12 protein-coding genes are annotated in these 13,745 nt (G+C 71.3%); 5 read left to right on the forward strand and 7 right to left on the reverse strand.

The window, feature by feature from the left end; translation table 11 throughout:
• Window positions 1-8: 8 nt before the first annotated feature.
• Genes ABT063_RS01495 through ABT063_RS01505 form a run of 3 tightly spaced genes read right to left on the reverse strand, consistent with a single transcriptional unit; the run spans window position 9 to window position 3,153 of the window.
• Window positions 9-872, reverse strand: coding sequence for a carbohydrate ABC transporter permease (locus tag ABT063_RS01495; RefSeq protein WP_351055012.1), 864 nt, complete (start codon window positions 870-872; stop codon window positions 9-11).
• Window positions 869-1,807 (reverse strand): carbohydrate ABC transporter permease, encoded by a 939-nt coding sequence (locus tag ABT063_RS01500; protein ID WP_351055013.1) that lies wholly within the window; start codon window positions 1,805-1,807, stop codon window positions 869-871. The genes ABT063_RS01495 and ABT063_RS01500 overlap by 4 nt, the downstream gene beginning before the upstream one ends.
• Complete coding sequence (locus ABT063_RS01505; RefSeq protein ID WP_351055014.1) at window positions 1,804-3,153, reverse strand: extracellular solute-binding protein; 1,350 nt, start codon at window positions 3,151-3,153, stop codon at window positions 1,804-1,806. The genes ABT063_RS01500 and ABT063_RS01505 overlap by 4 nt, the downstream gene beginning before the upstream one ends.
• 179 nt (window positions 3,154-3,332) lie before the next feature.
• On the opposite strand from ABT063_RS01505, the gene ABT063_RS01510 reads away from it, so the two are divergent.
• The 3 genes from ABT063_RS01510 to ABT063_RS01520 are packed head-to-tail and all read left to right on the forward strand — an operon-like array spanning window position 3,333 to window position 6,677.
• The gene (locus ABT063_RS01510) at window positions 3,333-3,938 is read left to right on the forward strand and encodes a toxin-antitoxin system, toxin component family protein (RefSeq protein ID WP_351055015.1); all 606 of its coding nucleotides are present in this window, start codon (window positions 3,333-3,335) and stop codon (window positions 3,936-3,938) included.
• Between the two features lie 59 nt (window positions 3,939-3,997).
• Window positions 3,998-5,275 (forward strand): MAB_1171c family putative transporter, encoded by a 1,278-nt coding sequence (locus ABT063_RS01515; protein WP_351055233.1) that lies wholly within the window; start codon window positions 3,998-4,000, stop codon window positions 5,273-5,275.
• Complete coding sequence (locus ABT063_RS01520) at window positions 5,268-6,677, forward strand: NAD(P)/FAD-dependent oxidoreductase (RefSeq protein WP_351055016.1); 1,410 nt, start codon at window positions 5,268-5,270, stop codon at window positions 6,675-6,677. Before ABT063_RS01515 ends, ABT063_RS01520 begins: the two co-directional genes overlap by 8 nt.
• A gap of 283 nt (window positions 6,678-6,960) precedes the next feature.
• Here ABT063_RS01520 and ABT063_RS01525 read toward each other — a convergent pair whose 3' ends face one another.
• Both ABT063_RS01525 and ABT063_RS01530 read right to left on the reverse strand, forming a co-directional pair.
• Complete coding sequence (locus tag ABT063_RS01525; RefSeq protein WP_351055017.1) at window positions 6,961-7,812, reverse strand: SMP-30/gluconolactonase/LRE family protein; 852 nt, start codon at window positions 7,810-7,812, stop codon at window positions 6,961-6,963.
• Window positions 7,809-8,582, reverse strand: coding sequence for an IclR family transcriptional regulator (locus ABT063_RS01530; RefSeq protein ID WP_351055018.1), 774 nt, complete (start codon window positions 8,580-8,582; stop codon window positions 7,809-7,811). The genes ABT063_RS01525 and ABT063_RS01530 overlap by 4 nt, the downstream gene beginning before the upstream one ends.
• Window positions 8,583-8,828: 246 nt before the next feature.
• On the opposite strand from ABT063_RS01530, the gene ABT063_RS01535 reads away from it, so the two are divergent.
• Window positions 8,829-10,694: a hypothetical protein gene (locus ABT063_RS01535; RefSeq protein WP_351055019.1), complete on the forward strand. Its 1,866-nt coding sequence runs from the start codon at window positions 8,829-8,831 to the stop codon at window positions 10,692-10,694.
• Between the two features lie 161 nt (window positions 10,695-10,855).
• On the opposite strand, the gene ABT063_RS01540 is transcribed toward ABT063_RS01535, so the two are convergent.
• Both ABT063_RS01540 and ABT063_RS01545 read right to left on the reverse strand, forming a co-directional pair.
• Window positions 10,856-12,103, reverse strand: coding sequence for a PucR family transcriptional regulator (locus ABT063_RS01540; RefSeq protein ID WP_351055020.1), 1,248 nt, complete (start codon window positions 12,101-12,103; stop codon window positions 10,856-10,858).
• 4 nt (window positions 12,104-12,107) lie between these two features.
• The gene (locus tag ABT063_RS01545; protein ID WP_257849255.1) at window positions 12,108-12,260 is read right to left on the reverse strand and encodes a hypothetical protein; all 153 of its coding nucleotides are present in this window, start codon (window positions 12,258-12,260) and stop codon (window positions 12,108-12,110) included.
• Between the two features lie 434 nt (window positions 12,261-12,694).
• Here ABT063_RS01545 and pgfA point away from each other — a divergent pair, with 434 nt between their 5' ends.
• The gene (gene pgfA, locus ABT063_RS01550) at window positions 12,695-13,681 is read left to right on the forward strand and encodes a cell envelope lipid trafficking protein PgfA (RefSeq protein ID WP_351055021.1); all 987 of its coding nucleotides are present in this window, start codon (window positions 12,695-12,697) and stop codon (window positions 13,679-13,681) included.
• The last annotated feature ends 64 nt before the right edge of the window (window positions 13,682-13,745 follow it).

Here is a 13,745-nt window from a genome sequence, read left to right on the forward strand (position 1 = left end):
CAAGGGGGTTACTGACCGGCCAGTCCCGTGTGGGCGACGCCCGCCACGATCTGCCTCTGGAAGAAGACGAAGACGATGATCAGGGGCAGGCCGGCCATCAGGCCGCCGGCCATGAGCTGGGCCCACTGGATGCCGTAGGAGTTCATGACGGTCGCGATGCCGTTCGGCATGGTCATCAGGTCGGGGTTGTTGGTGACCATGTACGGCCAGAGGAAGTTGTTCCATGAGGCGATGAAGGTGAAGATGCCCACCGCCGCCAGGGACGGCCTCGCGAGCGGGACGACGATCGTGAAGAAGACGCGCCAGCGGCCGGCGCCGTCGATGAAGGCGGCCTCCTCCAGTTCGCGCGGGATGCCCTGGAAGAACTTGTAGAGGATGTAGACCATCGCGGCGGGCGCGCACTGCGGCAGGATCATGCCCCAGTACGTGTCGACCATGCCCATCTGCTGGACGGTGGTGAAGAGCGGGACGCCGAGGACCGCCGGGGAGATCATCAGGCCCGCCATGACGAGGCCCAGCAGTACGTTCTTGCCGCGGAACTCGGTGCGGGCGAAGCCGTAGCCGGCGAGGGCGCTGACCGTCAGCACGATGGAGGTCACACAGACCGACACCACCAGGGAGTTGACGAACCAGTCGGTGATGTTGCCGGTCTCGTAGAGGGCCTTCCACGCCTGCCCGGTCCAGAGCTTCGGCAGCCAGTGCGGCGGGATCTCGGCCGCCTCGGCCTCGGACTTGAGCGAGGTGAGCAGGGCGGCGGCGATCGGCGCCAGGAAGACGGCGGAGACGGCGACACCGGTGATCGTGAGGACGATCTGGCTGGGCGTCCAGGGCTTGCGGGACTTGGTGCGTACGGTCGTCGCGGCGGTGGTCATCGGCCGCCCTCCTCACGGTTGCGCAGCAGCCACATCCGCGCCAGGGCGACGGCTGCGATGATCACGAAGAAGATGATGGACATCGCGGAGGCGTAGCCCACGCGGTAGCTGGTGAAGCCCTGTTCGAGGGTGTACTGCACGAACGACCTGGTGCTGAGCTCCGGCCCTGGAGTGAAGTCCATCATCACGACGGCCTGGTCGAAGAGCTGGAGCGAGGCGAGGATCTGGAGCGCGATCACCAGGCCGGTGATGTTGCGCAGCATCGGCAGCGTGATGTGGACCATGCGGTGCCAGGCATTGGCGCCGTCGAGCTTGGCGGCCTCGTACAGGTGGCCAGGGATGCCCTGGAGCGCGGCGAGGTAGAGCAGGAAGCTGAAGCCGACCGTCCACCACAGGGTCTGGATGACGATGGCGAGCATCGCGTACGACTTGTCGGTCAGCCAGGGCGTGTCGATCCCGAGGGTCTCGTTGAACAGGCCGATGCCCTGGGTGAACAGCCACTGCCACATGTTGGCGGCGACGGTCGACGGCAGCAGGAACGGCACGAAGAAGCACAGCCGCCACAGCCACTTCCCGCGCTCGATGTTGTGCGCGAGCATCGCGAGCAGGAAGGCGAGCACGGTGATGCACGGCACGACGAGGAGCGTGAAGTACGCGCTGTGGCCGAGGGCGTCCCACATCGCCGAGTCGCGCAGGGCCTCGCGGTAGTTGTCGAGGCCGACGAAGCTCGCGCCCTCGCCTGAGATGTTGGCGTCCGTGAAGCTGAGCCAGACGCCGCGCAGCAGCGGCCAGATCACGAAGAGCGCGAAGAGCAGCAGGAACGGGGCGATGAACCAGCCCCCGTGCTGGAAGCCCTGCTTGCGGCGGACGGTCGCGACCGCGGTCGCGGTCTTCGCGCGTGCCGGCGCGACGACGGTCTGAGCACTGGTCGTCATGCGACCGCACCTCCCTGCGCGGCGGTCCTGCCGTCCATCGGGTTCTTCGAGGCGAGGAGCTTGGTGAGACGGTTCTTCATCGTCCGCGCGACGGCGGCGGGCTTGGCGGAGCCCGTCGTCGAGGAGACGACGACCGGGCCGAGGTCCTGGGCGAGCACGCCGGTGGAGCCCGCGAACCACACCTTGGGCTCGGTGGCCTGGTGGTCCATGGCGCTCACGTACTCGTTCTGCGGGGTGAGCTTCTGGTACTCGGGCGTGGAAAGCGTCGGCGTGTAGGCGGGGATGTGGCCGCCGGCCGCCCACTGCTGGGCGTGCTGGACGACGTACGCGGCCAGCTCGTGCGCGGCCTCGTTGGTGGCGCCGCCGCGGCCGGCCTGGTGGGGCAGGACGAAGGCGTGCGATTCGGCGTGGGTGGCCTGCTTGCCGAAGACGGGCGGCAGCGGGGTCGCGCCGTAGTCCAGCTTGGCGCCGGAGAAGACCGGCACGGACCAGTTGCCTTCCCAGGTGAAGGGGGCGCCGTTGACGAACTGCTCGCCGGTGGGGGCACCGGGGATGACGTAGCCGTCGGTGACGTGCTGCCGGAGGAACTCCAGGACCTGGGTCGCCTTGTCGGCGTCGAAGAGGACCTCGGTGCGGGCGTCGTTGAACCACTCGCCGCCGAGCTGGGTGTAGAAGGCGACGAAGAACCACCACTGGAAGTTCTGGTCGTTGGTCCACAGACCGATCGTCTGCAGGCCCTTCTTCTGGACCTGCTTGGCCTTCTTCAGGACGTCGAACCACTCGTCGGTGGACGTGACCGGGATCATCCGGCCGTCGTCGTCGAGCAGGTCCGCCTTCTTCAGTACGTCCTTGCGGTAGAAGCAGAGCTGGACGTGGATGTCGAGCGGGAGGGCGTAGAGCTTGCCGTCGATGACACCGCGGCTCCACAGCGCGGGGTTGAAGTCCTCCTGCCGCACGCCGTACTTGGCGAGCAGTGCGACATCCCAGGGGTCGAGGAGGCGGCCCGGCGAGAAGCCCGCCACCCGGCCCACATGCATGACGCCGAGCTCGGGGGCGCGATTGCCCGCGGCGGCCATCGCGAGCTTGGTGTAGAAGGGGTTGCCCCACTGGAGAGTGGAGTCCTTCACCGCGATGTCGGGGTACTCCTTACGGAAGGCGTCCAGCATCGCGATCATGTTGGAGCCGTCGCCGCCGCTGAAGAGGTTCCAGTAGCGCACGCGGGTGCGGGCGTTGGAGGCGAGTGCGTCCGCGCCGGTACCGAGTGCCGCGAAGCCGAAGCTGCCCGCGACCGCCAAGCCGCCGGCCGCGGCCAGAAGTTGCCTGCGGTTCAGGTCAGGTCGTCCCATGCCCTGCCCTAACTGTTCGAGATCATCTATTTCAAGGATGTTCGATATATCGAATTGCGCTCGTAACTTCGAACGGGACCGTAAAATCGAAGCTCCCGCACGTCAATGGGTCGGACAGAATTCAGCCGGGTGAGTAATCTTCGGACGAGCCGTTCGAACGGCGGTGAGAAGGGGGAACGATGGACATCGCGGGCGCGCGCGGGACGGCGGCCCGGATCGCCACGGCGCTGCGCGGCTCCCGGCGCGGCTCGGCGATGCGAAGCCTCGTGGCCGACCTCGCCACCGCCCTGCGCACCAGGCCCCGGCCGCCGGCCGACGTCCGCGAGCTGTGCGGGGCGTTGTGCGAGGAGATGAGCGTCCGCCGCGGCGGACGGCCCGTGGAACTGCGCTTCGAGCGGTTCCCCGACGAGATCGAAGTGACCGGCCTGTGGGTAGAGTTCCAGGACTTCGACCTCGTCATCGTCGAGGAGCGGGCCGAGACCGTGCAGCAACTGGTCATCCTCGGTCACGAGCTGTGGCACATGCACGCCGCGCACACCCACCACCATGTGGCGGGTACGGCGGCCGCGCACGCCCTGGCCCGCCGGCCCGGCTGGAAGGACGTGGCCCTCACCGTGGCGGCCCGCGACGGCTCCCGTGCACGTGACGAGGCCGAGGCCGACGACTTCGGCCACCGTCTCGCCGCCGTCTTCCGGCCCCTGATGTCCGGCGGGGGCACCGAGGCGCCCCTCGACCCGGTGCAGCGCACCCTGGGCTACCGCGGACGCGGAGGGAGAGCGCGGTGACCACCGCCTTCGCAGCGGAGGCCGGCTCCCTGCTCGCCCTGGAGGCGTCCCTCAGCGGGATGTACATCTCCTTCTGGCTGCCGACGGTGGTGCTGGCCGCCGCCCTGGCGATCAAACTGCCCAGCATCGTCAAGCTGTGGCGGGACCCGCTGCTGCGCGCCGTCGGCGGCCTGCTCGTGTTCGCCTGCGCGGTGTTCGTCTTCGCGGCCCCGGGGACCATCGCCTGGACCAACCGGGTCACCGGGGTGCCGAACATCTCGTCGCCCTGGGTGTACTCCCTGCTCTCCACGCTCTGCGCGTCCTGGCTGCTGTTGATCATCGCCTGGCGCAACGGCCTCACCGACCGCGCGGGCGACACACGCCGCGCCACCCGCTGGGTCGTCACCGTCTACGCGGGGGTGATCGTCGCCCTGTGGGTGCTCTTCGCGCTCGCGGACGCCCCCGTGGAGCGGCTGCGGGACCTGGACACGTACTACGCCAACACGCCTTTCATGCGCGAGGAGATCGTGCTCTACCTGACCGGGCACACGGTGGCCTCCACGGTCACGGCCCGGCTCGTCTGGAACTGGATCCGCACCGACGGCCTCGACGCCTGGCTGCGCTGGGGGCTCAGGCTCCTGGGGGCCGGCTTCACGACGAACCTGTTCTTCGCCGTGTTCAAGCTCACCGCCGTCGTCGCCCGCTGGACCGGCCACGACCTGGACTGGCTGTCCACCAACCTGGCGCCGTCGGCCGCCTGCATCGCCGCCACACTGGTCGCGATCGGCTTCATCGTCCCGCACGCCGGCCAGTACCTCCAGGAGCGCTGGCTGGTCCGCCGCCGTCACCGGAGCCTGCAGCCCCTGTCCCGGCTGATGCGGACCGTCACGGGCAGCCGCGAGCCCTTCGCGCTGCGCACCACCGCGGAGCTGCGCCTGATCCGCCGCGAGACGTTCATCCGCGACGGCCTCCTGCAACTGTCCCGGCACCTCGACGAGGACCTGCGCGGGCGGTCGTACGACGCGGCCCTGGCCCTCGGCTTCGAACGCGACCGGGCGCGGGCCGTCGCCGCCGCGGTGATGATCCTGGACGCGGCGGCGCGGGAGCGGTCACCGGAGGCCGATCGCGGGGACTCCGGGCCCGGCCCCGCCCCGTCCGGCGAGTCCGGCCCGTCCAAGCTTTCCGCCCCATCGGCCTCTTCGACCTCTTCTGCCCCTTCGGCCCCTTCCGCCCCGGACACCGCGTTTCTGCTGCGCGAGATCCAGGGCGTGTCCGAAGCCCTGCGCCGTCCCGACGACATCAAGGCGGTACGCGCCCGCGCGGCCGCCCCGGCAGAGAGCGTGTCCGTGCATGAGTGACAGTCCCACCTCCGCCAGAACCGCCGTGGTCCTGGGGGGATCCCATGCGGGCATGCTCGCGGCGCGCGCGCTGGCCGAGTTCGTCGACCGGGTCGTCGTGGTCGAGCGCGACGAGCTGCCCGACGGGCCGGAGCCCCGCAAGGGGCTGCCGCAGGCGCGGCACGCCCACATGCTGTGGTCGGGCGGCGTGCGGGCCATGGAGGAGCTGTTGCCGGGTGTCACCGGCGCGCTCCGGGACGCCGGGGCGCGGCGGCTGCCGGTGACGACGGACATGGTCGCCCTGGGAGCACGGGGCTGGTTCCGGCGGTGGCCCGAGTCCCACCACGTGATCCTGGCCGGGCGGGATCTGCTGGACGCGACGATCCGCGCGCGGGTCCTCGCGGACGAGCGGATCGAGTTGCTCGGGGGCACGGAGGCGGTGGGGCTGGAGGGCGACTCGACGGCCGTCACCGGGGTCCGCGTGCGCGGGCTGCTGGACGGCCGCGAACGGGTCGTCGAGGCGGGCATGGTCGTCGACGCCACCGGCCGCGGCTCCGGTGCGGCCCGGTGGCTGACGGCTCTTGGACTGCCCGAGGTGGAGCGCCGCGAGGTCGACTCCGGCCTGGCGTACGCGAGCCGGCTCTACCTCGCTCCCGAGCAGGCCCGGGACGGCTTCCCGGTCGTCAACGTGCAGCCGGATCCGCGGGACAAGGGGCCGGGCCGGGCGGGCTTCCTGCTGCCCATCGAGGACGGCCGGTGGATCGTCACCCTGAACGGCACCCGTGGCGGCGAACCCTCCGCGGCGAACGACGACTTCGTCCGGTACGCCCGCGAGGAGCTGCGGCATCCGCTCATCGGCGAGCTGCTCGAGTGCGCCGAGCCGCTGTCCGACGTGTCGTTCACCCGCACCACCGTCAACCGACGGCACTTCTACGAGCGGATGCCGGTGTGGCCCGAGAACTTCGCGGTCCTCGGCGACGCGCTCGCCGCGTTCAACCCGGTGTACGGGCACGGGCTGGCGGTCGGCGCGCAAAGTGCGGTGATCCTGCGGGATGTGATACGGAGTCAGGGGTGGGCCGCGCCGGGACTGTCCCGTCGTATCCAGAAGGCGGTGGCCCGGCCGGTCGGGGCGGCCTGGGACCTGGCCATCGGGCAGGACGTGTTCTATCCGGGGGCGACGGAGAACGGGCCGACGCTCAGGGACCGTCTGGTGGCCGCGTATGTCGGCCGCCTGATGTACACGGCCACCGGCAACGGCCGCATCGCCCGCCGCGTGACCGATGTGACGTCGCTGGAGCGGAGGGCGGAGGTGTTGTTGGCACCATCGGTTCTGCTGGCGGCGGCAGTGGGCCCGCTCAAACCGGCGCTTCGCCGACCGCCGCTGACAGCTGAGGAACTCAAGCGAGCGGGGTTGCAGAGCTGAGGGTGGTTGTTGCTCGGCGGGGGTGGGTCGCGCGGCCCGGCGCTGGCGGGGTGCCGCCCGCTGTGGGTCGGGAGCCGCCCCAGCGGCACGACTGCCCGCAGCCTGACGACGGGGCGGGGGCGGCCGCAGCCCGACGGCGGAGCGGGGGCGGGGGATCCGTGGGAAACCACTGCTCGCAATCCGCGGGCATTCGTGCCGCCCAGGGCGGCTCCCGACCCACAGAAGGGCGGCACCCCGTAACGCCGGGTTGCGCGAGCCACCCACCGCCCAGCACCAGCAAGCCTCAGCCAGCGAACGCCGGCTGCGGCAGCCCCTTCCCGACGCCCCGCACCACCAGCAACGACCCCGCCACCGGATGCGGCGCCGAAAGCCCCACCCGAGCAGTAGTGACGTACAGGTCGCTCAGGTCCGCACCGCCGAACGCACACGCCGTAACCCGAGGCACAGGCAGCTCGATCACCCGGTCCAGCTCGCCGCCCGGCGTATAGCGCCGCACCGCTCCCCCGTCCCACAGCGCCACCCACACGCACCCGTCCGCGTCGACGGTCAGCCCGTCGGGAAAGCCCGCGCCCTCCTCGATCTCCACCAGCGGCCGCCGGCCCCGCGCGCGCCCGTCCGCGAAGTCGAAGACGTCGATGCGACGCGTCGGCGAGTCGACGTAGTACATGAGCCGACCGTCGGGGCTCCACCCCGTGCCGTTGCTGACCGCCACGTCGTCGAGGACGACCTCGATCGAGCCGTCACCGGTGATCCGGGACAGCGTGCCGCCACCGGGCGCCTCGTCGTAGCGCATGGTGCCGGCCCACAGGGAGCCGTCGGGTGCGACGGCGGCGTCGTTGGCGCGGCGGCCGGGGACCGGCTCGTGGTGCAGCCAGCGGAAGGTGTCGTCGGGGTCGAGCAGGCCGACACCGTCGCGGAGGTTGAGGACCAGCCCGCCGCCCGCGCGCGGCTTGACCGCGCCGACGTGCTGCTCGGTCGTACGGGACGTACGACGGCCGGAGACGGGGTCGTAGGTGTGGATCCGGGAGCCCAGGATGTCGATCCAGATCAGATGCCCCGCCGCCGCGTCCCAGGTCGGGCCCTCGCCGAGCTCCGCCTCCGCGCGTACCGCCACCTCGTACGAGTACGTCGTCATGCCACGCTCCGGTGGCCGAGGCGCTCCGACAGCTCGGCGGCGCCCTTCGCGGCGAGCTGCTCCAGCTCGACGCGGCGCTCGTCGCTCCAGCGGATCATCGGCACGGAGATGGACAGCGCGGCGACGACCCGGCCGGTGCGGTCGTGGACCGGGGCGGCCACGCAGGAGACGTCCGGGTTGGACTCGCGGTTCTCCACGGCGATGCCGCGCTGCCGGATCTCGGTCAGGGCCTCGCGCAGGGCGCCCGGTTCGGTGATGCTGTTGGGCGTCATCGCGACCAGGTCGGCATCGTCGGGGATGCGCGAGCTGAGCTCGTGATCGGGGAGAGAGGCCAGCAGCATCTTCCCGACGGACGTGCAGTGGGCGGGCAGCCGCCGGCCGGCCGCCGACACCATGCGTACGGCGTGCGTGGAGTCGACCTTGGCGATGTAGATGACGTCGGTACCCTCGAGGATCGCCACGTGCACGGTCTCGTCGCAGGTCTCGGCGACCGAGCGGGCGACCTGCTGGCCCTCGGCGGCGAGGTCGAGCTGCTCGGCGTACCGGCTGCCCAGCTGGTACGGGCGCACCCCGAGCCGGTAGCGTCCCGGCTGGCCGGGCACCTGGACGATGTACGACCGGGCGGCGAGCGTGGTGACCAGCTCGTGCACGGTGGTGCGCGGAAGCTGCAGCTTGCGCACGATGTCGGGGGCGGAGAGCGTCCCGTCCCCGTCGAGGAAGAGCTCGAGAATGTCGAGAGCTCGGGTCACGGCAGGTACAAGGCGTCCCACGACCGGCCCCCTCCCTTTGTGTCTAAGGCGTCCGTGTTCGAAATTTCAACAGACGATCGGCATGACGAACACCAGGCTAGTCATAGAGGTTTGCCCGGGCAATGGGCAGGCGAGTCACTTCGGTTGCATCAGTACAACCTTTTCTCGACTCCATCGTCATTACTCGTGGAGGAAAGTGTGATGATCTTCGGTCATCACCTTCGCGGGCTCCTAGGGGGGAGCTTGTCCCGAGCGATGGAGTGGTTGATGAAGCGGGATTCACTTGAGCTGCGCCGTTTCCGCCTGAGACGCGGCGCGGCGGCGGTCGCTCTTGTGGCACTCGGGGCCGGGGGCGGCTGGGCCGCGGTGCCCGCTGCGGCGGCCGGCAGCGCGGTCGCGGGCAGCGTGTGCGAGCCGACGGCGGGCTTCACCGGCTGCCGGCAGTTCGACGCGACCGGGGCCAAGGAGAACTTTCAGGTCCCGACCGGCGTGACCTCGCTGGACGTGCGGGCCTGGGGAGGGGGCGGGCACGGCACCGCCCTGGCGTTCGGCGGCGCGGGCGGGTACACCGCCGGAACGCTGAAGGTCGCCCCCGGTGAGACGCTGTCCGTGGCAGTGGCCAGCCTCCGCAACTTCGGCGACGCGCTCGGCGGCGCCGGCGGCGGCCACAGCGGCGGCCGCGGCGGCGCCAGCAGCGCCATCCGCACGAGCGGCGGAGAGGCGCTGATCATCGCCGGCGGCGGTGGCGGCGGGGCGTACGACGACTCGTCCAGCAAGGCCTACGGCGGCGCGGCCGGCGGTGAGAAGGGCCAGGACGGATTCGAGGCGGCCGGCGGCAAGGGCGCGGACAAGGGCACCGGCGGCGCGGGCGGCGGCAACGGCGCCGCGGGCGCCGATCAGTCCGCGGGGGGCCGCGGCGGTGCCGGCGGGGCGGACGGCGGTGGTGGCGGCGGCGCCGGCTACGCGGGGGGCGGCGGTGGCGCCGGGGTGGCCGACCGCTTCGGGGACGGCAGCGGCGGTGGCGGCTCCAGCTACGCCGACCCGGACCGGGTGACCGACGTACGGCTGCTGGGCGGCGACAAGACGACGCCGGCCGCGAAGGACGACCCGTTCTGGTCGCCCCACTCCGACCCGGTGACCATGGGGATCGGCGAGGGCGGCATCACCACCACGCCCGGCGGTGACGGCCGCGTGGTGATCCAGTGGAAGGGCGCGGTCGCACCCGCGGAACTGAGCGCGGCCTCCGCCGTGGAGCAGTCCGTCGAGCTGGGCGGAGAGGTCCAGCCGTTCGCCGCGGTGGTCCGGGACAAGGACGGCAACCCGGTCCCGGGCGTCTCGGTGAAGTTCGCGATCGTCGACCCGGCGAAGCTGGGCCTGTACTTCGGCGACTTCGAGGCCGACAAGTCGGTCGTGGTGGAGACCGACGCCCAGGGCCGCGCGCAGACGCCGCCCATCTACACCAGCAGCAGCCAGAAGGGCGACTTCACCGTCCGCGCGACGGCGCCGGGCGGCCTCTCGACGGACTTCACCGTGCACCTGAAGAACCTCGCGAACGAGGTGACGGCGGTCGCGGGCGACAAGCAGCAGGCCGAGCCGGGGCAGCCCTTCGCCGAGGCGCTGCAGGCCGTGGTGACCGACTCGGGCAAGCCGGCCGTCGGCGCGAAGGTGGACTTCCGCGTCGAGGGCAGCGGCTCGGGAGGCCCCGAGTTCGAGGGCAAGTTCGTGGGCGTCCAGGAGACCGCCGACGCCGAGGGCAAGGTCACCGCGCCGGAGCTGGTCGCCGGTGAGGAACTCGGCACGTACACCGTCACCGCGACGGTCGGGGGTGGCGCCTCCGTCGCCTTCACCGTCGAGGTCGTGGCCGAGGACGAGACCGACCCGTCCGCGTCGCCCACCCCCAGCCCGACCGGCTCCGCCGACAACGGCACGGGCGGCACCGGGGACGACAACGGCTCCGGCACGGGCGGCACCGGCAACGACAACTCGGCGCAGCTCACCGATGGCGGCCTCGCCAGCACCGGCGCGGGCGGCATCGGCCTGATGCTGGGCGCGGCGGCTGCCCTCGCCGCGCTGGGTGTGGCAGCGGTCCGTTTCGCGCCCCGCCTGCGGGTGCGTTTCCAGAACCGCCGCTGATCTCCTGACGCCGGGTTGATCTCAGACCGGGGTGCGGGCTGCGATCGCGCCCCGCACCCCGGTCGTTTCGCGTAGGGCCTGTCCGGGGGTTCATGCTGCGGACGCGGGGTCTGGCACGCCCATGCCCGGGGGCACCGCCCCCTGCGAACTGATCCGCCGGACTACACCCTAGGGCCCTTCTGATGGATCTCCCCCAACGTCCCCCGCAACCTCTGCGCCCGCAGCACCAGCTCGAGCTCGAAGCGGCGGTCCGGGTCGTCGATCTCGTCGCCCCACAGCTCGCGGATCTGGCGGAGGCGGTAGCGGACCGTCTGGGGGTGGACGCCGAGGCGGGCCGCCACCTCCGGGGCCCCGCCGCGTGTCTCCAGCCACGCCAGCAGCGTCTCCGCGAGGCGCCGGCCGTGGGCGGGGCCGCAGTGGGTCAGCGGGGCCAGGCAGCGCAGGGCCAGGTCGTCGATCAGTTCCTCCGGCTGGAGCAGGACCAGCGCCTCCGTGTGCTCGGTGCAGTACAGGACCTCGCCCACCGGCAGCAGGTCCCGCTCCATCAGCCGTACCGCCGCCTCGGCCCAGCGCAGCGACTTCGCCGCGTCGGCGAGCGGGACCGGCGGGCCGATCGCCCCGGTCCAGCCCGTCAGGGCCCGGTGCAGCAGCTCGGGCCGGCCCGCGGCGTCCGGCTCGGGGACCACCATCCGCGGCTGCTCGTACTCCATGTCGAGCAGCACACCCTGACCCACCGCGGGCGCCACGGCCTCCCGCGCCGGGCGCAGCAGCACGCCCACCGCGACCTTCTCCGGCAGCGGCCAGCCGATCCGGGCGGCCCGTTCGGTCAGCGCGTCGGCCGGGTCGCCCCGGTGGTGTTCGGCGAGCAGCAGTTCCATCAGGCGGCGCTGGAGACGTAGGCGTTCCCCGGCCTGTCGTGCCGCCGCCTCGGCGTAGCCGCGTACCGACTGGTCGACCAGGCCGTCGAGGTACTCGTAGCCCGTGTCCACCAGCTCGTACATCGCCGGCGGCGGGATGTCGACGCGCTGGCCGATGTCGGCGAAACGGCGCCAGGCCAGCCGTACGCCCATCCGGTAGATCGCCTGCAGGGAATCCAGGCTGCGGCCGTTGAGGCCCTCGCCGCGGCCGAACTCCTGGAAGACGCCCGGCGGGACCGTCGGGCGGCCCTCCGCGGTCTCCAGGTGCTGGACGAAGACCTCGATGGCGCGGCGGATGCCGATCAGTGCCATGGGTTCGCCCGACTCGTCGAGGACGACGGGCAGATGCGGGTACTCGCGGCGGATCTCGCGCAGGATCTCCTCGGCGAGCGCGGGTGCCTCGGCCATCGCGATCGCCGCGAACTGACGCACCTGGAAGCGGGGTACGTCGTGCCAGGCCGAGCGGGTGACGGTTGCCGGACGGCTCGTCACTGGGTCAACTCCCCTGGCCTGCTTGCTCGTATGTGATCAAGGGGGTGTTCGGCTGGTCGGGCCGCGCCTCGAGCAGCGCGACGACGCCGAGCGCGGCGCCGACCGCGAGGACGGCGGCGAGCGCGACGGTGAGTGCGGCGGCAAGCAGTCTGGACATCGCAGGGTCAGCCTCTCTGTCCGGAATCCATCCGGAATCTACGGAATCCGTCCCGAATCGGTCCGGAATCCGTACGGAGTCGTCCGAGTCCGTACGGAGGTCGCCCCACCCGGGCGTCCCACCCTGTCTGTCGGCCCCAGTGTCGACAAGACATTGACACTCCGTCAAGGGGCGCCTACGGTTCCCGGCCCAAGGGCCCTGTCGTCACACTCCCGTCTGCCCCGCGACGCCTGGCACGCGCATCTGCGGCGTTGTCGTCAGCCGCCGACGCTCCGCGTCGCCCGCCGCGCCAGCGGCTGATGTCACAGTCTCCTCCGCCTTGCAGCTGCACGCACCAGACGCCGCGGGCCCGCCCTCCGGGCGGACGACGGGAGTGTGACGACAGGGCCCAGAACGGCCCGAACTCCGCAATCCCACGCCCCAGGAGTGCCCGGATGCGCCGTACAGCCTCACCCCTCTCCCTGATCCTGCTGGGTCTCGGCACGTTTCTGCTGGTCCTGGCGCCTTTGCTCGCCTGGTACGTGGCACCACGGGCCGCCGTGAACCCCATCGACATCGACACCACCGCCGTCTACCGCGGCACGGGCAGCGTCTTCGACACCGACCGGATCGAGACCGTGCCGGACCAGCGGATCACCATCACCCAGCGGGTGCGCGCCAACGTGGCCGACAGCGAACGCAGCGGCAACGCCGTCTGGGACGTGACGACCACGGTCGACACCGACAAGTCGCTGCCGGCCGCCGACCCGCACGACGCGCTGCTCTTCAACCCGCATCGCTGGGTGATGGACCGCAAGACCACCAAGCCTGTGCACTGCTGCGAGGAGACCCCGTACATCGAGGGCGAGGCCTATCTGAAGTTCCCCTTCGACGTGCGGAAACGCTCCTACCAGTGGTGGGACAACACCCTCGGCGGGACGGTCGTCCTGCGCTACCAGGGCACCAAGAAGATCCAGGGCTACACGGGTTACCGGTTCACCGGCACGGTCCCGCCGACGAAGGTCGGCTCCCGGCTGGTGCCCGGCAGCATCGTCGACGAGCCCGGCCGGCCGCAGGTGCTGGCCGAGGAGTGGTACTCCAACCACGGCGTCGAGCTGGTCGTAGACCAGGCCACCGGCCGGGTGATCTACGCGCAGGTGGGCCCGAAGCAGACGCTCAGGGCGCCGGGGGCGAAGAAGGACGCGGCGGTGCTGCTGGACAGCCGGAAGATCGCCTTCACCACTGAGACACAGAAGGAGGCCGTGCGGCAGGCGAAGCAGGACAGCCGTCAACTGCGCCTGGTGAGCGGGACCTTGCCGATCGGGGCGGCTGTGGCCGGATTCGTTCTGGCGGCAGTGGGGGGCGTTTTGGTGGTACGAGGGCGACAGCGCCCGGATTCGACCGATACGGACGATACATCAGAGTCTTCGCTCACGATGTGACGTGACGTCAGCTCTAATAAAGCCCGAAATTGTCACCTGCGTGAGTAGCCGTGGCGGACGGCTC

It is taken from the genome of Streptomyces sp. NPDC002838, from assembly GCF_040295365.1.
Lineage (GTDB): Bacteria > Actinomycetota > Actinomycetes > Streptomycetales > Streptomycetaceae > Streptomyces.

What these genes read in the sequence shown, in the direction of transcription:
- ABT063_RS01495 (WP_351055012.1), bottom strand. Translation starts at nt 872, where the DNA reads ATGACCACCGCCGCGACGACCGTACGCACCAAGTCCCGCAAGCCCTGG.
- ABT063_RS01500 (WP_351055013.1), bottom strand. Translation starts at nt 1,807, where the DNA reads ATGACGACCAGTGCTCAGACCGTCGTCGCGCCGGCACGCGCGAAGACC.
- ABT063_RS01505 (WP_351055014.1), bottom strand. Translation starts at nt 3,153, where the DNA reads ATGGGACGACCTGACCTGAACCGCAGGCAACTTCTGGCCGCGGCCGGC.
- ABT063_RS01510 (WP_351055015.1), top strand. Translation starts at nt 3,333, where the DNA reads ATGGACATCGCGGGCGCGCGCGGGACGGCGGCCCGGATCGCCACGGCG.
- ABT063_RS01515 (WP_351055233.1), top strand. Translation starts at nt 3,998, where the DNA reads ATGTACATCTCCTTCTGGCTGCCGACGGTGGTGCTGGCCGCCGCCCTG.
- ABT063_RS01520 (WP_351055016.1), top strand. Translation starts at nt 5,268, where the DNA reads ATGAGTGACAGTCCCACCTCCGCCAGAACCGCCGTGGTCCTGGGGGGA.
- ABT063_RS01525 (WP_351055017.1), bottom strand. Translation starts at nt 7,812, where the DNA reads ATGACGACGTACTCGTACGAGGTGGCGGTACGCGCGGAGGCGGAGCTC.
- ABT063_RS01535 (WP_351055019.1), top strand. Translation starts at nt 8,829, where the DNA reads ATGAAGCGGGATTCACTTGAGCTGCGCCGTTTCCGCCTGAGACGCGGC.
- ABT063_RS01545 (WP_257849255.1), bottom strand. Translation starts at nt 12,260, where the DNA reads ATGTCCAGACTGCTTGCCGCCGCACTCACCGTCGCGCTCGCCGCCGTC.
- pgfA (WP_351055021.1), top strand. Translation starts at nt 12,695, where the DNA reads ATGCGCCGTACAGCCTCACCCCTCTCCCTGATCCTGCTGGGTCTCGGC.